At 62.5% G+C, this 22523-nt stretch carries 16 protein-coding genes; 14 read left to right on the forward strand and 2 right to left on the reverse strand.

Annotated elements, in window-relative coordinates; all coding sequences use genetic code 11:
- Positions 1 to 6 precede the first annotated feature (6 nt).
- From K7A42_RS18115 to K7A42_RS18175, 13 genes are all read left to right on the forward strand, one after another.
- Positions 7 to 3810, forward strand: coding sequence for a baseplate multidomain protein megatron (locus K7A42_RS18115; protein WP_282455669.1), 3804 nt, complete (start codon positions 7 to 9; stop codon positions 3808 to 3810).
- A gap of 30 nt (positions 3811 to 3840) precedes the next feature.
- Positions 3841 to 4047 (forward strand): hypothetical protein, encoded by a 207-nt coding sequence (locus K7A42_RS18120; RefSeq protein WP_004440775.1) that lies wholly within the window; start codon positions 3841 to 3843, stop codon positions 4045 to 4047.
- 140 nt (positions 4048 to 4187) lie between these two features.
- Positions 4188 to 4442 carry a hypothetical protein gene (locus tag K7A42_RS18125; RefSeq protein ID WP_003497070.1) on the forward strand — a complete coding sequence of 85 codons (255 nt, stop codon included), beginning with the start codon at positions 4188 to 4190 and terminating at the stop codon, positions 4440 to 4442.
- Positions 4443 to 4534: 92 nt separating this feature from the next.
- The gene (locus K7A42_RS18130) at positions 4535 to 5206 is read left to right on the forward strand and encodes a response regulator transcription factor (RefSeq protein ID WP_072494202.1); all 672 of its coding nucleotides are present in this window, start codon (positions 4535 to 4537) and stop codon (positions 5204 to 5206) included.
- Positions 5196 to 6596 (forward strand): sensor histidine kinase, encoded by a 1401-nt coding sequence (locus tag K7A42_RS18135; protein ID WP_004440792.1) that lies wholly within the window; start codon positions 5196 to 5198, stop codon positions 6594 to 6596. Before K7A42_RS18130 ends, K7A42_RS18135 begins: the two co-directional genes overlap by 11 nt.
- Before the next feature lie 104 nt (positions 6597 to 6700).
- Positions 6701 to 7129, forward strand: coding sequence for a membrane protein (locus tag K7A42_RS18140; RefSeq protein WP_035210211.1), 429 nt, complete (start codon positions 6701 to 6703; stop codon positions 7127 to 7129).
- Positions 7130 to 7289: 160 nt separating this feature from the next.
- A complete protein-coding gene (gene ccmI, locus K7A42_RS18145) occupies positions 7290 to 8453 on the forward strand; it encodes a c-type cytochrome biogenesis protein CcmI (RefSeq protein WP_282455855.1) in 1164 nt (387 codons plus the stop codon).
- Complete coding sequence (gene ccmE / locus K7A42_RS18150) at positions 8450 to 8962, forward strand: cytochrome c maturation protein CcmE (protein WP_004440798.1); 513 nt, start codon at positions 8450 to 8452, stop codon at positions 8960 to 8962. Before ccmI ends, ccmE begins: the two co-directional genes overlap by 4 nt.
- On the forward strand, positions 8959 to 10950 hold the full coding sequence (locus K7A42_RS18155; protein ID WP_282455670.1) for a heme lyase CcmF/NrfE family subunit: 1992 nt from the start codon (positions 8959 to 8961) through the stop codon (positions 10948 to 10950). Before ccmE ends, K7A42_RS18155 begins: the two co-directional genes overlap by 4 nt.
- A gap of 185 nt (positions 10951 to 11135) precedes the next feature.
- Positions 11136 to 11591 (forward strand): cytochrome c-type biogenesis protein CcmH, encoded by a 456-nt coding sequence (locus K7A42_RS18160; RefSeq protein WP_034495871.1) that lies wholly within the window; start codon positions 11136 to 11138, stop codon positions 11589 to 11591.
- A 153-nt stretch (positions 11592 to 11744) separates the two neighbouring features.
- Positions 11745 to 13298, forward strand: a complete 1554-nt coding sequence (locus K7A42_RS18165) for a Do family serine endopeptidase (protein ID WP_022555870.1) — start codon at positions 11745 to 11747, stop codon at positions 13296 to 13298.
- 258 nt (positions 13299 to 13556) lie between these two features.
- Positions 13557 to 14315: a response regulator transcription factor gene (locus K7A42_RS18170; protein WP_004440811.1), complete on the forward strand. Its 759-nt coding sequence runs from the start codon at positions 13557 to 13559 to the stop codon at positions 14313 to 14315.
- 9 nt (positions 14316 to 14324) lie between these two features.
- On the forward strand, positions 14325 to 15734 hold the full coding sequence (locus K7A42_RS18175) for a sensor histidine kinase (protein WP_037091522.1): 1410 nt from the start codon (positions 14325 to 14327) through the stop codon (positions 15732 to 15734).
- A 60-nt stretch (positions 15735 to 15794) separates the two neighbouring features.
- On the opposite strand, the gene K7A42_RS18180 is transcribed toward K7A42_RS18175, so the two are convergent.
- The gene (locus tag K7A42_RS18180; protein WP_322784287.1) at positions 15795 to 16658 is read right to left on the reverse strand and encodes a MipA/OmpV family protein; all 864 of its coding nucleotides are present in this window, start codon (positions 16656 to 16658) and stop codon (positions 15795 to 15797) included.
- A 317-nt stretch (positions 16659 to 16975) separates the two neighbouring features.
- Between K7A42_RS18180 and K7A42_RS18185 the strand changes: the two genes are divergently transcribed.
- Complete coding sequence (locus K7A42_RS18185) at positions 16976 to 19945, forward strand: bifunctional [glutamine synthetase] adenylyltransferase/[glutamine synthetase]-adenylyl-L-tyrosine phosphorylase (protein WP_282455672.1); 2970 nt, start codon at positions 16976 to 16978, stop codon at positions 19943 to 19945.
- A gap of 193 nt (positions 19946 to 20138) precedes the next feature.
- On the opposite strand, the gene K7A42_RS18190 is transcribed toward K7A42_RS18185, so the two are convergent.
- Positions 20139 to 22475 carry a PAS domain-containing sensor histidine kinase gene (locus tag K7A42_RS18190; protein WP_282455673.1) on the reverse strand — a complete coding sequence of 779 codons (2337 nt, stop codon included), beginning with the start codon at positions 22473 to 22475 and terminating at the stop codon, positions 20139 to 20141.
- Positions 22476 to 22523 lie beyond the last annotated feature (48 nt).

A 22523-nucleotide genomic window follows, 5' to 3' on the forward strand; every position in this document is an offset into this window, starting at 1 on the left:
GCAGGCATGGCAACCATACTATTTCAGGCAGCAGGTGCGGCGCTCGGCGGTATTTTCGGGCCCGTGGGAGCGATCATCGGGCGTGCGGCCGGCGCGCTGGCTGGCAACGCCGTGGATCGCGCCTTGCTTTCAGACGGTCGTACAGTGTCTGGGGCACGGCTCTCGGCCGCGCGTATTCCCGGTGCGGATGAAGGCGCCGCGATAAACCGGCTTTACGGTACGGCGAGGATCGGCGGCACCCTGATCTGGGCGACACGTTTCGAAGAAAGCCGTGTCGTGCAGAGACGTGGTGGCAAAGGCAACCGCGGCCCAAGGGCGGAGACCTATCGATATTTCGCCAATCTCGCCATCGGTCTCTGCGAGGGGGAGGCGGCCCTCGTGCGGCGCGTCTGGGCCGATGGGCGCGAAATTGACCTGACCGGCATCGAGATGCGCTTTTATCCCGGCAGCGCAACGCAATTGCCCGATCCGCTGATCGAGGCGAAACAGGGGAGCGGCAATGCTCCCGCCTTTCGCGGCCTCGCTTATGTCGTCATCGAGCGCCTGCCGCTTGAAGCCTATGGCAACCGCATTCCGCTCATGCAGTTCGAGGTGGTGCGGCCGGTCGGAGGGCTGGAGAAGTCGATCCGCGCCGTGACCGTCATTCCGGGCGCAACCGAACATGGTTACGCAACGGTGCCGGTTTCCGAGCATACGGCCATGGGTGAAAGCCGCGTGATGAACCGTAACGGCCTGACGGCCGAGACGGACTGGCGCGCTGCCATCGATGAATTGCAGGCGCTTTGCCCCGCTCTTCAAAGCGTGGCGCTGGTGGTGAGCTGGTTCGGCACGGATATGCGGGCGGGCGAATGCCGCATCCTGCCGGGTGTTGAAGTGGGGGACCGGGAGGGCGAGACGACGCCGTGGTCCGTTGCCGGCCTGACACGCGCCGGGGCGCATCCGGTCAGCCATCATCATGGCGGTCCCGCCTATGGCGGCACGCCGAATGATGAAGGTGTGCTGCAGGCGATAGCCGACCTCAAGGCGCGGGGCCTGAAGGTCTGCCTTTATCCCTTTGTGATGATGGACGTGCCGGCGGGCAACGGCCTGCCGGATCCCTATGGCAAGGCCGAACAGGACGCCTATGCCTGGCGGGGGCGCATCACCTGCTTTCCCGCACCCGGGAGGCCCGGATCGGCCGATCGTACCGCCGGTGCGCGGCTGGAGATCGATCGTTTCTGTTCCCGCGCCGAGGGCTATCGACGCATGGTGCTGCATTACGCCGACCTTTCGGTAAAAGCGGGAGGCGTCGACGCCTTCCTGATCGGTTCCGAACTGCGGGGGCTGACGGGGTTGCGCGACGACAACGGCGCCTTTCCCTTCGTGGAGGCGCTGGTGCGGCTCGCGCGCGATGTACGGGCTGTCGTCGGAAGGGCGACGAAACTAACCTATGCTGCGGACTGGAGCGAATATTTCGGTCACCAGCCGGCCGACGGCTCTGGGGACGTGTTCTTCCATCTCGATCCGCTCTGGGCGAGCCCCGACATCGACGCCATTGGCATCGACAATTACATGCCGCTCTCCGACTGGCGCGACGAAGATGCCGCAAACGGCAATCCTGATGGCATGACCGGCCCGGATGACGCTGTGGCCTTCCGCCGCGCCGTTACGGCTGGCGAGGGTTTCGACTGGTTTTATGCAAGCGAAGCCGACCGCACGGCCCGGCGGCGAACCCCCATTGCCGATGGCACAACGGCAAAGCCATGGGTATTCCGCTACAAGGACCTTCGAAACTGGTGGGAAAATCTCCATTACGATCGGCCCGGCGGGAAGGAGAGCACCACGCCGACCGCATGGAGGCCGGGCTCGAAGCCCATCTGGTTCACGGAACTCGGCTGCCCGGCGGTGGACAAGAGCGCGACACGCCCCAATGTCTTTCCCGATCCGAAATCGGCGGAAAACGCCTTTCCCCATTTTTCCCGCAAAAGCAGGGCGGACAGCCAGCAGCGGCGTTTTCTGGAGGCGCATCTGGGGCACTGGGAGAATGGCGATGCCGCGATGGTGGATACGAGCCGGATCTATCTGTGGACCTGGGATGCGCGGCCTTTCCCGGCCTTTCCGCAAAACGGTGTAACGTGGAGCGATGGCGGTAACTGGCGCACGGGCCACTGGCTGAACGGCCGGCTGGGAACGGCGACGCTTGCCGACACCATCGCCGCCATTTTGACGGATCACGGCTTTTCCGCTTTCGACGTCTCCGCCATCAGCGGCGATCTCATCGGTTATGTGCAAGGCGAGGTAACTTCGGCCCGCAGCCTGCTGGAGCCGCTGATCGCGGCATTTCAGCTGGATGTGGCGGAGGATGCCGGCACCCTGCGTTTCCGCTCCCGCAACGGGGCTGTCACGCCCGTTCGGGATATTTCCATTCTCGCCGATCTGGAGGGTGAACCGCTGTGGTCGGAAAATCGCGGCCACGAAAGCGATTTCCCCGCGGAAGCCGTTCTGACCTCGTTCAACCCGGCGCTGGACTACGAGCAGGCGAGCGTGCGTTCGCGGCGCGTGGAGAATGCCGGCAGCCGTGTCATGCGGCTCGATCTCAACGCCGCTCTATCTTCGGAAACGGCGCAAGCGGCGATCGAGGCGGCCTTGCGCGACAGCCGCCAGGCACGGCGCAGCCTGCGTTTTGCCCTGCCGCCGGGGCAGATTGCGCTGGAACCGGGTGACTGCATCCGTCTCTCCACGGACGCCTTTCCGCAGGCGCCCGCAGGTCGGTTCATGGTCAGCCGTATCGAGGATGGCGCGGTGCGGCAGGTGGAAGCGCGGGCCTTTTCCCCGGCCTTGTCAACTTTTGCCGGTGTGGCGGACGAGCGACGTGCCCGTGGCGCAAGCGGCAGCGAGGGTTTCGCGCCGGAAGTGCTGTTTCTCGATCTGCCGTATCAGGACGGTGCGGCGGCCGAGCAGTCGGCGCGAGTTGCCGCCTTCGCGAAACCCTGGCGGCACATCGTCGTCTCGGCCTCATCAGGCACGGAAGGATACGGCCAGCGCGTCGTGCTAGACCGTCCGGCCAGGATCGCAACGCTGGCAATGCCGCTGAAGCCTGGACCCTCCGGTCGCTTCGACCGTGCAAATACCATCGTGCTCGATCTGCCTTTCGGCGAAGTTGCATCGGCCGAACCGCTTTCGGTGCTGAACGGCGAGAACCGCATCGCCGTGAGGGCGGCGAATGGTGTCTGGGAAATCGTCGCTTTCGCGAAGGCAGAGGAAACCGCGCGGTCGCGCTGGCGGCTTTCTGTTCTCCTGCGCGGCCTTGCCGGCACGGAAGACGCGTTGGCCATCGGTGCGCCGGCAGGGGCGCCGGTGGTTGTTCTGGATGCCGCGGTACAGCCGCTCGGTCTGCTCGCCGGAGAGCGTGGCCGGCGAATGAATTGGATTGTCGAGGCAGCGGAACAGGCCGGCGCGCCGGTCGGGCCTTTCTCCGTCGAGACCGGATTTCGGGCGCTGACGCCGCTTGCGCCGGTGCATCTTGCCGGCCTGCGAAAAACGGATGGCGTTCTCATCAGCTGGAAACGCCGGGGGCGGATGGACGCCGATGGCTGGGACGCAAGCGAGATTCCGCTGGATGAAGCTTTCGAACGTTATCGGGTGGAGGTGCTGGACGGCGACGAGGTGCGGCGTAGCGCCGACGTCTCGGAACCCTTCTGGTTTTATCCAGCAACAGCCGAACTCACAGATTTTCCGGCGCTGCGGGATCACATTTCCGTGCGAGTCCGCCAGCTCGGCCGCGCGGTGCCCCTGGGAGTGGCGGCACAGGCCGTTCTCCCGCTTTCATAAATGCCTGAAAACAAAGCAAAGGACGACAAGATGGACAGCACCAAACCGTGGTATCAATCCCGCACGATATGGGGCGCGCTGATTGCGGTCTTCGCCCCGCTTTTCACCATTGCCGGCTTTGATCTGCCCGCCGGACTTCACGGTGAGCTGGCCGACGGCCTGATGACCGTGGCCGGGGGAATTGGCGGTCTCATCGCGCTTTACGGCCGCCTTTCGGCGACCCGTGCGATCCGCTGACGCAGCCCGCGCAAGCGCCGCTCCCGTTCCGTCTTCCCGCTGCGGGGGCGGCATTCATTTGCCATTCAGACGCTTTGCGCTACATATTCGGTCACAATACGGTTCAAGACGCACCCGTTTTTTTTGTGGAAGTTTGTAGAATGGCATCACCTCTCATCATCGCGACGCTTGCAGCCGGGCTTTCCGGTTTCACGGCGCCCGAGGCTGATTTGCAGGGCCACTACATTCTCGCTGCCAGCGACTGCGGCGCGGCCGTAGCCCGCGTTGTACGCGAAACCGGCGGCCAGCTTCTTTCTGTCTATCCTTCCGGCGACGGTCAGTCCTGTGTCGTCACCGTTCTCGTCCAGGGAAATGGCGAGCGCCCGCGCAAGGTGACGATGCGCGTGCCGATGTAGCTTGCCCGCATCGTCGAAATATCGGAAAACGATCCGAGACATCTAGCATGACCGGCCACGCACGCGGGCCGGGACACAGGAAAGGGCGGACAATGCGTATTCTCGTTGTTGAGGACGATGCCAATCTCAATCGTCAGCTGACCGATGCTCTCAAGGAGGCCGGTTATGTCGTCGATCAGGCATTCGACGGCGAGGAAGGCCATTATCTCGGTGACACCGAGCCCTATGACGCCATCGTTCTTGATATCGGCCTGCCGCAACTCGATGGCATCACCGTCGTCGAAAAATGGCGCGCGGCCGGAAAGGCCATGCCTGTTCTCATCCTGACCGCCCGCGACCGCTGGAGCGACAAGGTGGCGGGCATCGACGCCGGCGCCGATGACTATGTGACGAAGCCCTTTCATGTCGAGGAAGTTCTTGCCCGCGTGCGCGCGCTCATCCGCCGCGCGGCCGGCCACGCTTCTTCCGAACTCATCTGCGGCCCGGTCCGGCTCGACACAAAGTCCTCCAAGGCGACCGTCAACGGCACGACGCTGAAACTCACCTCGCACGAGTTCCGGCTCCTGTCCTATCTCATGCATCATATGGGTGAGGTCGTATCGCGCACGGAGCTGGTCGAGCATATGTACGATCAGGATTTCGACCGCGATTCCAACACGATCGAGGTATTTGTCGGACGTCTGCGCAAGAAGCTCGGGGTTGATCTGATCGAGACGATCCGTGGTCTCGGTTACCGGATGCAAGCGCCGGCAGATGCGAAGTAATTCTCTCACCGCCCGCGTCCTGCTGCTCGCCTCGCTCTGGTCGGTGCTGGCGCTGGTGGTGATCGCCGTCGTGATCTCGACGCTTTACCGACAGGGTGTGGAGCGCAGCTTCACCGATCTTCTCAGGGCACAGCTCTATAACGTCATCAATTCCGTGACGATTTCGAACGAGAATACGTTGGCCGGCAGCCCGCAGCTTGGCGATCTCCGGTTTTCGCAGCCCGATACCGGCTGGTACTGGGTTGTCGAGCCGCTCGGAAATTTCCAGACCGCGCCGCTGGTTTCTTCCTCGCTCGGCGTTTCCACCCTTCCGGTGCCCAGCATTCTCGACGCCCCCTTCGACAACCGCTACGAGCGCTTTTATGCCGTCACCGACGAGGCCGGCAATCAGGTGCGGGTGGCGGAAACCGAAGTCGTGCTGGATGGCGAGGGGCGTGCAGCGCGTTTCCGTGTGTCCGGCAATCTGAACGTCGTGGAAGACGATGTGCGGGACTTCTCCAACAGCCTTTATCTGGCTCTGGCCGTCTTTGGTGTCGGCAGCCTCGTCGTGAACGGTCTTGCCATTCTCTACAGTCTGCGGCCGCTCGATCAGGCTCGCGTCGCACTTGGCAAGATCAGGGGCGGAGAGGCGGAAAGCCTCGAAGGCGAATTCCCGCGCGAAATCCAGCCGCTTGCCAATGAGGTCAATGCGCTGATCGACAGCAATCGAAGGCTTGTGGAGCGCGCGCGCATGCAGGTCGGCAATCTCGCCCATTCACTGAAGACGCCGATTGCAGTTCTCCTGAACGAAGCCCGCACGCTCGATCCGCAGCACGGCGACCTTGTGCGGGCGCAGGCGGACGCCATGCAGGCGCAGGTGCAATCCTATCTCTCCCGCGCCCGCATCGCCGCCCAGCGCGGCTCCATCCTTGCCCGCGTGGAGGCCGAACCGGCGCTGGAACGGCTGGTGCGCGTCATGCGCCGCCTGAACCCCGACAAGCAGTTCGTGCTGAATTTCGAGCAACCCGGCGCGGTACTCGGCATGGAGCAGCAGGATCTGGAAGAGGTCGTCGGCAACCTTCTCGAAAATGCCGCGCGTTTTGCACAGACGCGTGTGGTCATTACGCTGGCGACGGGCACGCACCCATCCTCCGACGCCGAAATCGCCCGTCGCGCCTGGGTGGAGCTGACGGTGGAGGATGATGGGCCGGGACTTGAGCCGGAACAGATCAGCGAAGCGATGAAACGTGGGCGGCGATTGGATGAGAGCCGCCCCGGCACGGGCCTCGGATTGTCGATCGTTTCAGAGGTGGTGTCAGAGTACCATGGCCGCTTTTCGCTGTCGCGCAGCGCCATCGGCGGGTTGAAGGCAGATCTGATTTTGCCCGGCCTTTCGAAAGAGCTTGCGTGAGCCGAGAAAAAAGGCAAGAAATTCAACGCTGGTATATTGATGCAATGCGGTAGGAAAGAGGACAGGGTTTGGTTGACGTGTATGATGGCTGCCGCTCCGTGACGATGCGTTCGCTGGTGTCACGCCCGGCACTTCTCTCGATCCTGTGCGTTTCCATGCTGAGCGCCTGCACCACCACGGGCACCCGCCCGGCAGGCGGCGGTCTTTTCGGCCGTTCGTCACAGCCCTCCACGCCCTTCCTTGCCAATCTGGAAGGCGGCATTGTCGGGCGAAGCGGCGTGCAGCTTGACAGGGGTGACCAGACAAAGGCGCTGGAGGCCGAATATAAGGCGCTGGAAACGGCCCCGGTCGGCACGCCTGTCACCTGGACGGGCGATGACGCCAAGGGCCAGGTGGTCGCCAATGCGCCCTATCAGGTTGGCAACCAGAACTGCCGGCAATATTCGCACACCCTGACGGTAGACGGACGCGAGACCCGGGCGCGTGGCGCAGCCTGCCGCAATGCCGATGGAAGCTGGTCGCCGCTGACATAACCGGTTTGACGCAAATCAAGGTCACTGGCCCTTTGCGATGACAAGAGAGGCATGGCGGTGCAGCCGGGGGAACGGCCTGCGGTGCGGCGTGATGTCTCAAATTCGCGTCATCCCTGCGCTTCATGTTTCCATGTGCCGCGCATTCGAGTAATTGAGCCTTATGTTCTGGATTGTCGTTGCGATATTGACGGCGGCTGTTGCCATCGTCCTGATGTACCCGCTGATGCGGAAGACCGAGGCGCCGCAGACGCGCCGTGACGGTGAGGTTGCCGTTTATCGTGACCAGCTGGCCGAACTGGACCGCGAGCGCGCCGCCGGCCTGATCGGGCAGACCGAGGCGGATTATGCCCGCGCCGAAATCGGCCGCCGTCTGCTTGCCGCCGCCGAAGCGGAAGAGCAACCCGGCAAAGAAACCCGGCCGCGCCGGCACAATCTCGCCGCCAGCCTGATCACCATTCTGTTGCCGGCGCTGGGTCTCTGTCTTTACATCTGGAACGGCAGTCCGGAGGTGCCGGACATGCCGCTCGAGGCACGCCTTGAAAAGCCCGGCAACGACATGAATATGCTGGTCGCAAGGGCCGAAAGGCATCTGGCGCAGAACCCGGATGATGGCGCGGGCTGGGACATTCTGGCGCCGATCTATTTCAAGATGCAGCGGCTTGGCGACGCCGAGCTCGCCTATCGCAATGCGCTTCGCATTCTGGGCCCGAGCGCCGAACGATTGACGGGCCTTGGCGAAACGCTCGTGGCCGGCAATGACGGTATCGTCATTGAGGCGGCGCGGGATGCATTTGCCGAGGCGGAAAAGCTTAAACCCGGCAACCCGCGTGCCCGCTTCTATCTCGCGCTGTCGCTGGAACAGGCCGGCAAGGCGGAGGAAGCACGCGCGGCCTTCACTCAGCTGGCGGCAGACGCCCCGGCTGGCGCGCCATGGCTGCCCCTGGTGCGCGAGCATATTGCCCGGACTGGCGGCGAAACGAAGCCTGCCGCACCCGGCCCGACGGCCGAGGACATGGCGGCGGCAAAAGACATGACGGCGACCGACCGGCAGGCGATGATTGAAGGTATGGTGGCGAGCCTTGACGCCAAGCTGAAGGATAACCCGGCCGATTTCGAAGGGTGGATGCGGCTCGTGCGTGCCTATTCCGTGCTGAAGAACGAAGCCAAGGCCGGAGAGGCGCTGCGGGCGGGGCTGAAAGCTTTTCCGCCGGAGGGTGAGCAGGGCAGGCAGCTTCTGGCGCTGGCGAAGGAACTCGGCGTTTCCGCCGGACCGATCCGCATGAACGGGAAACAGGATGCCGCGCCGCAGGGAGTGACACAATGACCCGCAAACAGAAACGACTCGCGATCATCGGCGGCGGCATGAGCTTCATCGTGGCGGCCGTGCTGCTGGTCATGTTCGCCTTCGGCCAGTCCATCGCCTATTTCTACATGCCGGCCGATCTGGAAAAAACGCCCGTCAACCCCGGCACGCGCATCCGCCTTGGCGGGCTGGTGGCGGAAGGGTCGATCAAGCGCGGCGAGGGCCGCACGGTGAGCTTCACGGTGACGGATGGCGAAGCGACCGTGCCGGTCAGCTATACCGGCATCCTGCCCGATCTCTTCCGCGAAGGGCAGGGCGTGGTGACCGAAGGCATGTTCGATGCCGCGACCCACGGTTTCGTGGCCGACAGCGTGCTTGCCAAACACGACGAGAACTACATGCCGAAGGAAGTTGCCGACCGGCTGAAGGACAAGGGTCTGTGGCAGCAAGGCGCAGAGGGAGAGAAACCCGCGGCCGCAACGCCGGCCGCCGGCACGGCTTCGACTGACAAGACCGGAGCAACCAAATGATCAACGAGATCGGCCATTACGTTCTGGTCCTGGCGCTTGGCGTGGGGCTGATCGTGTCCACGCTGCCGGTCATTGGCGCGTGCCGCAACGACCGGGCACTGATGGACATCGCTTCGCTCGGCTCGGTGCTGATGTTCCTGCTCGTTGGTTTGTCCTTTGCGGCGCTGACGCGGGCCTATGCCGTCTCGGATTTTTCCGTGCGCAACGTCTGGGAAAACTCCCATTCGCTGATGCCGATGATCTACAAGCTGACCGGTGTATGGGGCAATCACGAAGGCTCCATGCTGCTTTGGCTGCTCATCCTCGTGTTTTTCAGCGCGCTCGTCGCCACCTTCGGCCGCAACCTGCCGGAAACGCTCAAAGCCAATGTTCTTGCCGTGCAGGCATGGATTTCCGTCGCCTTCCTGCTGTTCATCCTGCTCACCTCCAATCCGTTTCTGCGGCTGGAGCCGGTGCCGGCCGAAGGGCAGGATCTGAACCCCATCCTTCAGGATTTCGGCCTCGCCATTCATCCACCGCTGCTTTACCTCGGTTATGTCGGCTTTTCCGTCTGCTTCTCCTTCGCCGTTGCCGCATTGCTGGAAGGCCGTATCGATGCCGCCTGGGCGCGATGGGTGCGGCCATGGACGCTCGCCGCCTGGACCTTCCTGACCGCTGGCATCTCCATGGGTTCCTACTGGGCCTATTACGAACTCGGCTGGGGCGGCTGGTGGTTCTGGGACCCGGTGGAAAACGCCTCCTTCATGCCGTGGCTTGCCGGCACCGCGCTGCTGCATTCGGCGCTGGTCATGGAAAAGCGCGAGGCGCTGAAAATCTGGACCGTGCTTCTGGCGATCATGACCTTTTCGCTCTCGCTGCTCGGCACCTTCCTCGTTCGCTCCGGTGTTCTCACCTCCGTGCATGCCTTCGCCACCGATCCGAGCCGCGGCATCTTCATTCTCGGCATTCTGACCGTCTTCATCGGCGGCGCCTTCGCGCTCTTTGCATGGCGTGCGCCGTCGCTCAAAGCCGGCGGGCTGTTTGCGCCGATTTCGCGTGAGGGATCGCTGGTTCTCAACAACCTGATCCTGACGGTCTCCACCGCGACCGTGCTGATCGGCACGCTCTATCCGCTCATTCTGGAAACGCTGACAGGCGAAAAAATCTCGGTCGGCGCGCCTTTCTTCAATCTCACCTTCGGCCTCCTGATGATCCCGATCCTGATCGTCACCCCGTTTGGGCCGATGCTCGCCTGGAAACGCGGCGATCTCCTGGGCGCATTCCAGCGGCTCTATGTGGCGGCAGCGCTCGCCGCTCTGGCGGGACTGACGCTCTGGTACATTGAAAACGGCGGTCCGGTACTGGCCGCACTCGGCATCGCTGCCGGTTTCTGGCTGATCCTCGGCGCATTTGCCGATCTCTGGTATCGCGCCAATTTCGGCAAGCTCGCTTTCGGTATTGCGTTTCGCCGCCTCAAGGGCCTGCCGCGCTCGGCCTTCGGCACGGCGCTGGCGCATATGGGTCTTGGAATCACCGTTCTCGGCATCGTCATCGTCACCACTTTCGAGACCGAGACGGTGCTGGAAATGAAAGAGGGCATGGCGGCGGAAGCGGGCGGCTACAGCCTGACCTTCGACGGCATCCGCCACGCCGTCGGACCGAACTTCACCGAGGATCGCGGCCATTTCACCGTACGCAAGGCAGGCGTGGAAGTTGCGGATGTCTGGTCGTCCAAGCGGCTTTACACGGCCCGGCGCATGCCGACGACGGAAGCCGGCATCCTGACCTTCGGTCTCAGCCAGCTCTATGTCTCGCTTGGTGACCCCATGGCCGATGGCGGCATGGTGGTGCGCATCTGGTGGAAACCCTTCATCCTGTGCATCTGGGGCGGCACGCTGTTCATGATGGCGGGCGGGTTCATTTCTCTCTCGGACCGGCGATTGAGAGTGGGGGCGCCGAATCGCAAGGCGAAGCCGGTGCGGGCTGCAATGCCGGAGGCGGCGGAATGAGTGTGGAGCGTGCGGCAGGTGTCTTCTCCCCCACGGGGAGAAGTGCCGAGCAAAGCCAGGCGATGAGGGGGAAGCCGCATACACTGAGACTTATGGCTGGCGTGGGCCCCCTCATCCGACCCTTCGGGCCACCTTCTCCCCGGCGGGGAGAAGAAATGCGCCGCACTCTTTCGGGATTGCCTCGGATGCTGGCGGGTTTTCTGCTTCTCTTCGCTGTGCTTGTCTCAGCATCTCCCGCTTCCGCCTTCAACCCGGATGAAGTCCTCAAGGACCCCGTGCTCGAACAGCGAGCCCGCAACCTCACCTCCCAGCTTCGCTGCATGGTATGCCAGAACCAGTCGATCGATGACAGCAACGCCGAACTGGCGCGTGACCTGCGCGTTCTGGTGCGCGAACGGCTGGTCGAGGGTGACAGCGATAAGGCGGTCATCGACTATGTCGTGTCGCGCTATGGCGAATTCGTGCTTCTCAAACCGCGCCTCAGCCTGCGCACCGTGCTTTTGTGGGGCGCACCCATCGGCCTCACCCTTGTGGGAATTTTCGCCGTCTTCGTCTTTTCGCGTCGCCGCGCCACCCTTGAACAGCCACAAAAACTGAGCGCGGATGAAGAAGAAAGAATTCGCAACCTCATTGAAAAATAACTGTTTTTCATTTTTTCCCACGGTTCTTTCTCAACATTACGGATTTTTCATTCCTCAGACACTTCGCCGTAAGGTGTCGCCTCCTATATCTTCATCATCCACCGCTTCCCCGGTCACACGGGTTCCAGTCTGAATGAAGAAAGAAGGTACACCATGTCTCATTCGCAAAACGGCCATTCCTCGCTGAAGACAGCCCTGAAGGCCACGACGGTTGGCGGCCTTGCGGCGCTGATGCTTTCCACCGGCATCGCCGCACCTATCCTCCACTCTTTTGCCGCCCCAGTCGAGGTAACTGCGCCGCAGGTTCCGAGCTTCGCCAATGTGGTCGATGCGGTATCGCCCGCCGTCGTCTCCGTTCGCGTTCAGTCGAACGTGCAGCCCGCTTCCGATGATTCCAGCAATTTCTCCTTTAATTTCGGTGGCCGTGGCCTTGACCAGCTTCCGGATGACCATCCGCTCAAGCGCTTCTTCAAGGAATTCGGCGGCCCGAACCAGGATCGCTCCGACCGCGGCCCCAATCGCCACCGTGACGGCAAGGGTCCGCTGCGCCCCGTCGCTCAGGGCTCCGGCTTCTTCATTTCCGAAGATGGTTACATCGTCACCAACAACCACGTCGTCGATGACGGCTCCGCCTATACGATCGTGATGAATGATGGCACCGAACTCGACGCCAAGCTCGTCGGCCGCGATCCGCGCACCGATCTGGCACTCCTCAAGGTCGATGTGAACCGCAAGTTCACCTACGTTCAGTTTGCCGATGACAGCAAGATCCGCGTCGGTGACTGGGTCGTCGCCGTTGGCAACCCCTTCGGCCTTGGCGGCACGGTGACTTCCGGCATTATCTCGGCCCGTGGCCGTGATATCGGCTCCGGCCCCTATGACGACTACCTGCAGATCGACGCCGCCGTGAACCGCGGCAACTCGGGCGGTCCCGCCTTCAACCTCAACGGTGAAGTGGTTGGCATCAACACCGCCATCTTCTCGCCCTCGGGCGGCAATGTCGGCATCGCCTTCGCCATTCCGGCATCGGTCGCCAAGGACGTGATCGCCGACCTGCAGAAGGACGGCAAGGTAGAGCGCGGCTGGCTCGGCGTGCAGATCCAGCCCGTCAGCAAGGATATCGCCGAATCGCTCGGCCTTTCCGAAGCCAAGGGCGCCCTGGTCGTTTCGCCGCAGTCCGGCTCGCCGGGCGACAAGGCAGGCATCAAGCAGGGTGACATCATCACTGCCGTCAACGGCGAACCCGTCAAGGATGCCCGCGACCTGTCACGCCGCATCGGCGGCATGGCGCCGAACAGCAAGGTGGAAATCTCGCTGTGGCGCGGTGGCAAGTCTCAGTCGGTCACGGTGACGCTCGGTGATCTCGCCAGCGACGATGCCTCCAAGGCGACCCCGAGCCAGAACGACGATAAGGGCGGTCAGTCTTCCAGCGAGAAGGTGCTGTCCAGCCTCGGCCTGACGGTGGCCCCCGCCGATGACGGCAACGGGCTTGCCATCACCGATGTCGACCCTGACAGCGATGCCGCTGCCCGTGGCCTGAAGACGGGTGAGAAGATCACCTCGGTCAACAACCAGCAGGTCGCATCCGCCGCCGATATCGAGAAGATCCTCGAGCAGGCGAAAAAGGACGGACGCTCCAAGGCGCTGTTCCAGATCCAGACGGATGACGGCAGCCGCTTCATCGCTCTGGATATCGACCAGGGTTGATAGGCTGAAAGGCGATGCCGGTTCTTTCGGGAGCCGGCGTCGCTAAGGAATGTGTCTCGCCTATAGGACGAGGCAGAACTTATGGAGTGAGCGCGTGCCACTTGTTTCTTCTCCCCGAGGGGGAGAAGGTCGCGGCGGCGGGATGAGGGGGCAAGGGTAGCGATAGACTGCGCGCTTGCCCCCTCATCCGACCCTTCCCCGGCGGGGAGAAGAAAGGACCCGCAACGCCGGTCCAGGCAGTATCGCGGAGGAAACCTCATGGAAAACAAGGTTCAGGAAATGTCTGTCGCATCTGTTTCCGGTTGTGCGGAAAAGGGCGAGGGCGCTATTGTCCCGCACATGAAGATTCTTGTCATTGAAGACGACCTCGAGGCTGCGGCCTATATGACCAAGGCGTTCCGCGAAGCCGGGATTGTCGCCGACCACGCCAGCGATGGTGAAAGCGGCCTGTTCATGGGCTGCGAGAATGTCTACGACGTCATGGTGATCGACCGCATGTTGCCGCGCCGCGACGGGCTTTCCGTCATCAGCGAACTGCGCCGCCGCGGCATCGAGACGCCGGTTCTTATCCTTTCGGCGCTGGGGCAGGTGGATGACCGCGTGACCGGTCTGCGTGCCGGCGGTGACGATTATCTGCCGAAACCCTATGCCTTCTCCGAACTGCTCGCCCGTATCGAAGTGCTTGGCCGCCGCAAGGGCAAGCCCGAGCAGGACATGATCTATCGCGTCGGCGATCTCGAATTGGACCGCCTGTCCCACGATGTGCGCCGGGGTGGCAAGGAAATCCTCCTTCAGCCGCGCGAATTTCGCCTGCTGGAATATCTGATGAAGAATGCCGGTCAGGTGGTGACCCGCACGATGCTTCTCGAAAATGTCTGGGATTACCATTTCGATCCGCAGACCAATGTCATCGACGTGCATGTTTCCCGCCTGCGCTCGAAGATCGAGAAGGACTTCGAGAAGCCGCTGCTGAAGACCATTCGCGGCGCGGGCTACATGATGAAGGACGAGGGCTGATTGCCGAAAATGGCCCGCCTCAGAATATTGTTCAGGTCGACAGCGGTGCGCCTTTCGGCGCTCTATATCCTGCTGTTTGCGCTCTGCGCGGCGTTCCTTGTTTTTTATGTCACTGCGCTTTCCGAAAGGCTGCTGAACCAGCAGACGCGTGACGCTGTCCTGCAGGAAGTCTCGGATGTGCAGCGCATCTATAATCGCGGCGGTATCAATCCGCTGCTGAGGATGATGGAGCGCCGTGCCCGCCAGCCGGGAGCGAGCCTTTACATCATTGCCGGCCCGAATGGTGAAATTCTGGCCGGCAACGTCGCCTCCGTGCAGCCCGGTGTTTTCGACAAGGAAGGCTGGACCGGCTTTCCCTTCCGTTATGAGCGTTATTCCGAGAGCGGCGACAGCGTGCAGCATCTTGCCACGGCCAATGTTTTCGTTCTGGACAACGGGCTGCGCATCCTGATCGGCCGCGACCTCGGCGAGCCGACCAAATTCCGCGCCCTGGTGCGTAATGCCCTGATGGTGGCGCTCGCCATCATGAGCGGCGGCGCCCTGCTGATCTGGTTCGGCATCGGCCGCAATGCACTGAAACGCATCGACCGCATGTCGGCGGCAACCAAGAAGATCATGGCCGGCGACCTTTCGCAGCGTCTGCCGCAGGGCCGCTCCGGCGATGAGTTCGACAGGCTGTCCGGCTCGCTTAACGCCATGCTGGGCCGCATCGAGAAGCTGAATGAAGGCCTGCGGCAGGTTTCCGACAATATCGCCCATGACCTGAAGACGCCGCTGACGCGCTTGCGCAACAAGGCCGCCGCGGCACTGGACGATGATGACGAAACGAAACGCCGCGCAGCCCTTGAAGGCATTATCGCCGAGTCCGACCAGCTCATCCGCACTTTCAATGCGCTGCTGATGATTTCCCGTGTCGAGGCCGGTTCCATCGCCGCCGAAATGACTGAAGTGGACGTCTCGGCGATTGCCGAAGACAGCGCCGAACTCTACGAGCCGGTGGCCGAGGATGCGGGGCTCGCGCTGGAAACCGAAATCGAACAGGGCCTCATCGTCAAGGGCAACCGCGAATTGATCGGCCAGGCGCTTTCGAACCTGATAGACAACGCCATGAAATATGCCTGCGAAGGCGAGGGTGACAAAAAACTCGTCGTTCGTCTGGCAAAGGCCCCTGGCGCAATCCTGCTTTCCGTTGCCGATAATGGTCCCGGTATTCCTGCCGACAAGCGCGGCGAGGTGCTGAAACGCTTCGTGCGGCTGGATGAAAGCCGCTCCAAGCCCGGCACGGGCCTTGGCCTGTCGCTGGTAGAAGCGGTGATGGAACTGCATGGCGGGTCGCTGGAGCTTTCGGACACCGACGCTTCCAACACCGCCTGCCCGGGGCTGACAGTCTCCATGGTTTTTCCAGACAATAGCCGCTGAAGAGAGCCGGCGAGTGTATTCCGGCGGGGAGTTGTGCCCCGCCAGACGACAATCCTCGCGTTAGAATGTGTAGGCCAGGCCTACCATCGCAAACGGCTGGATATCTTTTTTGGACAGCGGGCTGTCCTTGGCATCGCCCAGCAGGAAACCGACGCCTCCGGTGCCGGTGATCGACCAGTTCTCGGTCATCAGGTAGGTGACGGAGGCGCTGGCGTCGACGCGCTTGAAGCCGGATTTGGCGTCGAAGCGACGCAGGCCCGAACGGGCGGATTGCGCCGAGGTCACACCGAAATAGGATTTCATGTGCTTGTCGTCAGCCCAGGTGGCGGAGAGGTCCGCTCCGAGGATGAACTGGTCGACCTTATGGGAAACGCTGGCGCCGATCGAGGCTGTCAGGCCCTCGCTGCCATTGATGGTCTTGTCGACCTTGGCGTAGATTTCGAAGGGTTCAGCGTCATAGGCGATAACGCCGCCAATGACGCCGCCTGCCTTGATATCGCCCATCCCGCGCAGGTTTTTCCTGTCGTCCTTTTCCTTGCGCCCGGGCTCCCAGCCGCCTTTCACTCCCAGCCGGAAGCCGTTGCTGTTCAGCAGGTTGACGGTGACGCCGCTGAAATCAATGCTCAACATGTCCCCATAGGCGACGGAGACCAGCGGCACGGCGCCGGCCTCCAGCTTGTCCGACCCCTCATATTTCGGGGCATAGGCGGCGCCGACACCGAGCGTGATTTTCCACTCGCTGGAACTGCTGTAGCGGGAATTATCGAAACCGGCCTGCGGATCGGCAATGCGGTCCGATTTGCCGATATCGGCGGCGAAAACCGGCGCGTAGACCGCTTGTGCCACAGGCAGCGCCGTCAGGCAAAGCGCCATGGCGCACAGGCTCTTTTGCCATTTCATTGTAAAAATCTGTTTCATGATCATATCCGTTGCAGCACCGCGTGTTTGAAAACCGGGGAGTCGGGTTTCGTTGAGGAGAACGCTACGTGGGCACAATTGCGGAGACATTACGCGGCGTTGCGATGCGCCGCCGAAACCGTGGTCGCGCCAGCAGGGTTTCGGAAAATTCGGCAAAAGCGGTTTTCCTGATCGCAAAGCGCGCCGCATTTGTTACAACGCAGGTGATATGTGCCTGCAGGCTTCGGTGATGCAACGGCAGGATGGCTACCGTGGGAGAGCGGCCCGTCCTGAAAATCCGGTATGGCCGACGGACAATCGGGCTCGGGAGAGGGAGAGAAACATTGACGAAACCGGAAAGCGCCGAAAGGCGGCTGAACGACGTGCTGGCGGGCGTGATCCGCCCCTATACGCAGACCGAGCTGAAATCCGTGCTCTCCACTCTGAAAGACATCGGCAGAAGCGAGCCGGCGGTGGCCGCGCTGCTTGCCGACGAAAGCGCCCTGAAAGACTTCGTTGCCGCGGCCTTCACGCTCTCCCCCTACCTGCGCGACATGGCGGCGGCCGATGAGGGGCTGGTGTCACTGGCCATTTCAAAACCTCTGGAACCACTGCTCGCCGATCTCGTGCGTCAGGCGCGCGATTGCTGGAAACCGGGAGAGGACGGCGGCATACCGAGCGAAAACGAGGTAATGTCGAGGCTCCGGATCGCCAAACGGCGGCTCTCCTTCGTCGCGGCACTTGCCGATCTCGCCCGAATCTTCACTGCGCGTGACACGACCCGCTGGCTGAGCGACATGGCGGATGCAGCACTCTCCGCCGCCATAGATCACCTTCTGCTGTCGGCCCATGAGAGTGGCAAGCTGAAACTGAAGGATGTTGCCGCCCCCAGCGAAGGATCGGGCCTCATCGTGCTCGGCATGGGTAAGCTCGGTGCCCGCGAACTCAACTATTCCTCCGATATCGACGCCGTGGTGTTTTTCGAACCCTCCGCCGGGATCATGGACGACCCCTACGACGCGACGGAGAATTTCGGACGCATGATGCGCCGTCTGGTGCGCATCATGCAGGAGCGCACGGCCGATGGTTATGTCTTCCGCACCGATCTGCGGCTGCGGCCAGACCCGGGCTCCACACCGCTCGCTATCCCCGTGGAAGCGGCCCTGCTTTATTACGAGGGCAGGGGCCAGAACTGGGAGCGCGCTGCCTATATCAAGGCACGGCCGGTGGCGGGTGATATCAAGGCGGGTGAGAATTTCCTGCGCGAGCTCACGCCCTTCATCTTCCGCAAATATCTCGATTATGCGGCGATTGCCGATATTCATTCCATCAAGCGGCAGATCCACGCCCATAAGGGCCACGGCGCGATTGCGGTGAAGGGCCACAATGTCAAGCTCGGGCGCGGCGGCATCCGCGAGATCGAGTTTTTCGCCCAGACGCAGCAGCTGATCGCCGGCGGCCGAATGCCGGCGCTGCGGGTGCGCGCAACGCAGGAGGCGCTGGCGGCGCTGACCGAGGCGAAATGGATCGACGCCGAGACCCGTGACAGCCTGACGGATGCCTATTGGTTCCTTCGCGAGGTGGAACATCGCATCCAGATGGTGCGCGATGAGCAGACCCATGTGCTGCCCGATACCGAAGCCGAACTGAAGCGCATCGCCTTCATGCTGGGTTTCGAGGATACCAAGGCCTTCTCGGAAAAGCTGGAAGAGGTGCTGCGGCTGGTGGAGCGGCGTTATTCGGCGCTGTTCGAACAGGAAGTGAAACTGTCAGGCGAGGCCGGCAATCTGGTGTTCACCGGTCAGAAGGACGATCCCGATACGTTAAAGACGCTCTCCGCCCTCGGTTTCGAGCGGCCGGAGGATATCTCCCGCGTCATCCGCACCTGGCACAATGGCCGTTACCGGGCGACGCAGTCGGTCGAGGCCCGCGAGCGGCTGACGGAATTGACGCCGGACCTGCTGCGCGCCTTTGGTGAGAGCAAGCGGGCCGACGAGGCGCTGCTGCGCTTTGACAATTTCCTCTCCGGCCTGCCGGCAGGCATCCAGCTTTTCTCGCTGCTCGGCAGCAACCCGGCGCTGCTCGACCTGCTGGTAACGATCATGTCCTCCGCGCCGCGTCTGGCCGAAATCATCGCCGCCCGCCCGCATGTCTTTGACGGCATGCTGGACCCGGCTTTGATGAGCGACATCCCGACACGCGACTATCTCGCTCACCGCATGGGCAGTTTCCTCTCCAATGCCCGCCATTACGAGGATATTCTCGACCGGCTGCGTATCTTTGCCGCCGAGCAGCGCTTCCTCATCGGCGTCAGGCTTCTGACCGGCGCGATCCGTGGCGAAGTCGCCGCCCGTGCTTTCACCCATCTTGCCGATCTGGTGGTCGAGGCGGCGTTGAATGCGGTGCTGGCGGAGATGGAGGCGGCACATGGGCCCTATCCCGGCGGCCGTGTCGCCGTGATGGGAATGGGCAAGCTCGGCTCCTTCGAGCTGACGGCCGGATCGGATGTCGATCTCATCCTGCTTTACGATTATGATGATGCCGCCCATGAATCGACCGGCGCAAAACCGCTCGATGTGGTGCGTTATTTCACCCGCGTCACCCAGCGGTTGATTGCCGCCCTGTCGGCCCCGACGGCAGAAGGCGTGCTTTACGAGGTCGACATGCGGCTTCGCCCCTCCGGCAACAAGGGGCCGGTGGCGACCCGCATTTCCGCCTTCGAAAAATACCAGCGTGAGGAGGCCTGGACCTGGGAGCACATGGCGCTGTCGCGCGCCCGCCTGATCTGCGGCGATGCCTCGCTAATGGAAGATGCGCGCCGCATCATTGCTTCCGTCCTGTCGCAAAAGCGGGATGTGGCCAAGGTCTCGGCCGATGTGCTGGAAATGCGCAGCCTCATCGAGCAGGAAAAACCGCCGGAAAATAATTGGGACTTCAAGCTCATCAATGGCGGCCTGATCGACCTCGAATTCATCGCGCAATATCTGGCGCTGGTCGGTCCGGTGAAGGGGCTTGCCGCGCACGAACCGGGGCGCAACACGGCAGAAGCGCTTCAGGCGCTCGCCGCTCCGGTCATGGAGCCGCAGGCCTTCGATGACTGCATGGCGGCGATGGGGCTTTATACCGAGATATCGCAGATCGTTCGGCTTTGTATCGATGGGGCGTTCAATCCGAAGGAAGCGCCGGCGGGCCTCACTGATCTCGTGTGCCGGGCAGGTGATTGCCCTGATATTTCCACGCTTGAGGGAGAGGTGAAGCGGCTGGCGAAGGCGGTGCGGAAGGCGTTTGTGGCGGTGGTGAAGAATGGGGGGTGATGTCGGTGGGTGTGGCTTACCCCCCTCTGCCCTGCCGGGCATCTCCCCCACAAGGAGGGAGATCGGCAAGATGCGCTATCGCCACTTCATTCTCTAACGTCGAGATGGGCAAAACCTTGCCGCATATCTATCTCCCCACCTGTGGGGGAGATGCCCGGCAGGGCAGAGGGGGGTGAACCACGCCCACCAAGCTTCAATGCACCGTCCCACAAACCCCCGCCGCATGCGGAATAATAATCGTCACCACCGTGCCACGCCCCTCACAGGAACGAATTTTCATCGTTCCGCCATGCAGCTTCACCAGCGAGCGGGAAATCGCAAGCCCGAGACCGGAGCCGCCCTGGCTCTTGGCATATTGGCTCTGCACCTGCTCAAAGGGCTGACCGATCTTTTCCAGCGCCTGTGTCGGAATGCCGATACCGGTGTCGGCGATGGTGAGGATCATCGCAGCCTCATGCACATGGGTGCGCAGCGCAATGCTGCCGCCGTCGCCGGTGAATTTCACGGCATTGGAGAGCAGGTTGAGCATGATCTGCTTCATGGCGCGGCGGTCGCCCTGCATGGTGAGGCCGGCGCAGACCTTCTGCTGCACGGTGATGTTCTTCTGTTCGGCCTGGATGGCGGTCAGACGCAGCGTTTCTTCGATCAGCGGCGCGAGATCGATGGTCTCGCGGTTGATGCGCATATGGCCCGCCTCAATCTTCGACATGTCGAGAATATCGTTGATGACGTTGAGCAGATGTTTGCCACTGTCATGGATGTCGCGCGCATATTCGGAATATTTGGGAGAACCCACGGGGCCGAACATCTCGTTTAGCAGTATTTCGGAGAAGCCGAGGATGGCGTTGAGCGGCGTGCGCAGCTCATGGCTCATATTGGCAAGGAATTCCGATTTCGCCCGGTTGGCGGCCTGGGCGCGCTCTTTTTCGGCAAGGTAGTTGGCGTTGGCGTCAGAAAGCTCGGTCTTCTGGCGCTCCAGCTTGTGCTGCGAGGCGGAGAGATCGCCGATGGTGGCCATCAGTCGCCGCTCGGAATCGCGCAGCCGTTCCTGGTGGCGCTTCAGAAGCGTGATGTCGGTGCCGACTGAGACGAGGCCGCCATCGCGGGTGCGGCGTTCGTTGATCTGCAGCCAGCGATCGTCGGCAAGCTGCACCTCCGTGGTGCGGGACAGGCCGGACTGATCGGGATCGGCAACGCGACGTTCGACGACCGGCCGGGCTGCTGCGGCATAAACCGTGGATTTCTCCGTGCCTGCCACCAGCACGCTGTCCGGCAGGCCATAGGCCTTCTGGTAATGGGTGTTGCACATGACGAGACGGTCGTTCTTGTCCCACAGCACGAAAGCTTCGGACGTGGATTCGATGGCGTCGGCGAGGCGCTGGTCGGCCTCGGCATAGCGCTGCGCAAGGCGGTGCTGTTCGGTGACATCCATTGCAATGCCGATGACACGCGGCCCATTATTGGTGCGGATGACCTGGGCGCGGGCGCGCAACCAGACATAATGGCCCTTGGTGTGGCGCATGCGGAAGATCTGGTCGATCTGGCGCAGGTTGCCGCAGCCGACAGCCCGGGCGAGCTCATAGAGATTGCCGTCTTCGGAATGCATCATTCGCGCCGCATCGGAGAAGGAGAGCGGTGTCGCCCTGGGCGGCATACCGAGAATCTCGTAAAGCGAACCGGACCAGAACATGCGCCGGGTGGAAAGGTCGAAATCCCACAGGCCGCAACGGCCGCGCGAGAGCGCCGTGTCCACCCGCAGGTTGGATTCGGCGAAGATGTCGTCGGCATCGCGGGCGCGCTTCACCTGCATGTAATAGGCATAGAGCACCACGAGCAGGATGGAGGAAATGCCCGCGAACAGCGTGACATTCATGGCGATTTCGCTGCGCCAGAACGAGCGGATCGGCTGCAGGGACCGCGCCGCGATGACCATGGCACCATCGTTTCCGAAGGGGATCATCGTCGCGTAATGCTGCTGGCCGTCTATATTGGTCTCGATGGTTCCGGGAGCGCCGGGGAAACGCTGCACGATGGCGATTTCCGGCAGCAGGGCAGGCAGGGAGGTGCCAATGTAAAGCATTGCCTCCTTGCCGGAACCGGCAAAAATACGACCGTTGCTGCCCGACAGCAGCACCATGGTGCCATCGGCAAGACTTCCCTGCGGCAACGCGGCGACAAGGCTTGCCTCGGCGCGGGTGCGGTCCTGCGAGGTGAAAACAGTGCCGTCGTTCAGCAGGGCCGCCTTGGCGGTCAGCGCCGTCAAAGCCGTGGAGTGGCGGGCGGCTTCTTCCATGCGGCTGTATTCGGCGACGATGCCCAGCATGCGCGAGGCCGCCACGACCACCAGAAATGCGAGGATGAGAATGGGAATGAGGCGCTTCAGCAGGGTCTCGACCTGCGGCATGGGCCGTTCCGCGCCGCTCATCAAACCCATCAGGTCACTGGAAAGCTTTTCGCCCCAGGCCGCTAGATCAGAAAATTTGGCATACGGCCGCTCATCGCCCGCAGTCGCCCGCCGCACGTTCGTCATTGTCCCGCCTTTTAGATGTCCCCGTGATTCGAAGCGCCGCCGCTCGAA

Origin of the sequence: Agrobacterium sp. InxBP2 (assembly GCF_026191755.1) — a bacterium.
Lineage (GTDB): Bacteria > Pseudomonadota > Alphaproteobacteria > Rhizobiales > Rhizobiaceae > Agrobacterium > Agrobacterium pusense.

What these genes read in the sequence shown, in the direction of transcription:
- K7A42_RS18115 (WP_282455669.1), top strand. Translation starts at nt 7, where the DNA reads ATGGCAACCATACTATTTCAGGCAGCAGGTGCGGCGCTCGGCGGTATT.
- K7A42_RS18120 (WP_004440775.1), top strand. Translation starts at nt 3,841, where the DNA reads ATGGACAGCACCAAACCGTGGTATCAATCCCGCACGATATGGGGCGCG.
- K7A42_RS18125 (WP_003497070.1), top strand. Translation starts at nt 4,188, where the DNA reads ATGGCATCACCTCTCATCATCGCGACGCTTGCAGCCGGGCTTTCCGGT.
- K7A42_RS18130 (WP_072494202.1), top strand. Translation starts at nt 4,535, where the DNA reads ATGCGTATTCTCGTTGTTGAGGACGATGCCAATCTCAATCGTCAGCTG.
- K7A42_RS18135 (WP_004440792.1), top strand. Translation starts at nt 5,196, where the DNA reads ATGCGAAGTAATTCTCTCACCGCCCGCGTCCTGCTGCTCGCCTCGCTC.
- K7A42_RS18140 (WP_035210211.1), top strand. Translation starts at nt 6,701, where the DNA reads ATGCGTTCGCTGGTGTCACGCCCGGCACTTCTCTCGATCCTGTGCGTT.
- ccmI (WP_282455855.1), top strand. Translation starts at nt 7,290, where the DNA reads ATGTTCTGGATTGTCGTTGCGATATTGACGGCGGCTGTTGCCATCGTC.
- ccmE (WP_004440798.1), top strand. Translation starts at nt 8,450, where the DNA reads ATGACCCGCAAACAGAAACGACTCGCGATCATCGGCGGCGGCATGAGC.
- K7A42_RS18155 (WP_282455670.1), top strand. Translation starts at nt 8,959, where the DNA reads ATGATCAACGAGATCGGCCATTACGTTCTGGTCCTGGCGCTTGGCGTG.
- K7A42_RS18160 (WP_034495871.1), top strand. Translation starts at nt 11,136, where the DNA reads ATGCTGGCGGGTTTTCTGCTTCTCTTCGCTGTGCTTGTCTCAGCATCT.
- K7A42_RS18165 (WP_022555870.1), top strand. Translation starts at nt 11,745, where the DNA reads ATGTCTCATTCGCAAAACGGCCATTCCTCGCTGAAGACAGCCCTGAAG.
- K7A42_RS18170 (WP_004440811.1), top strand. Translation starts at nt 13,557, where the DNA reads ATGGAAAACAAGGTTCAGGAAATGTCTGTCGCATCTGTTTCCGGTTGT.
- K7A42_RS18175 (WP_037091522.1), top strand. Translation starts at nt 14,325, where the DNA reads ATGGCCCGCCTCAGAATATTGTTCAGGTCGACAGCGGTGCGCCTTTCG.
- K7A42_RS18180 (WP_322784287.1), bottom strand. Translation starts at nt 16,658, where the DNA reads ATGATCATGAAACAGATTTTTACAATGAAATGGCAAAAGAGCCTGTGC.
- K7A42_RS18190 (WP_282455673.1), bottom strand. Translation starts at nt 22,475, where the DNA reads ATGACGAACGTGCGGCGGGCGACTGCGGGCGATGAGCGGCCGTATGCC.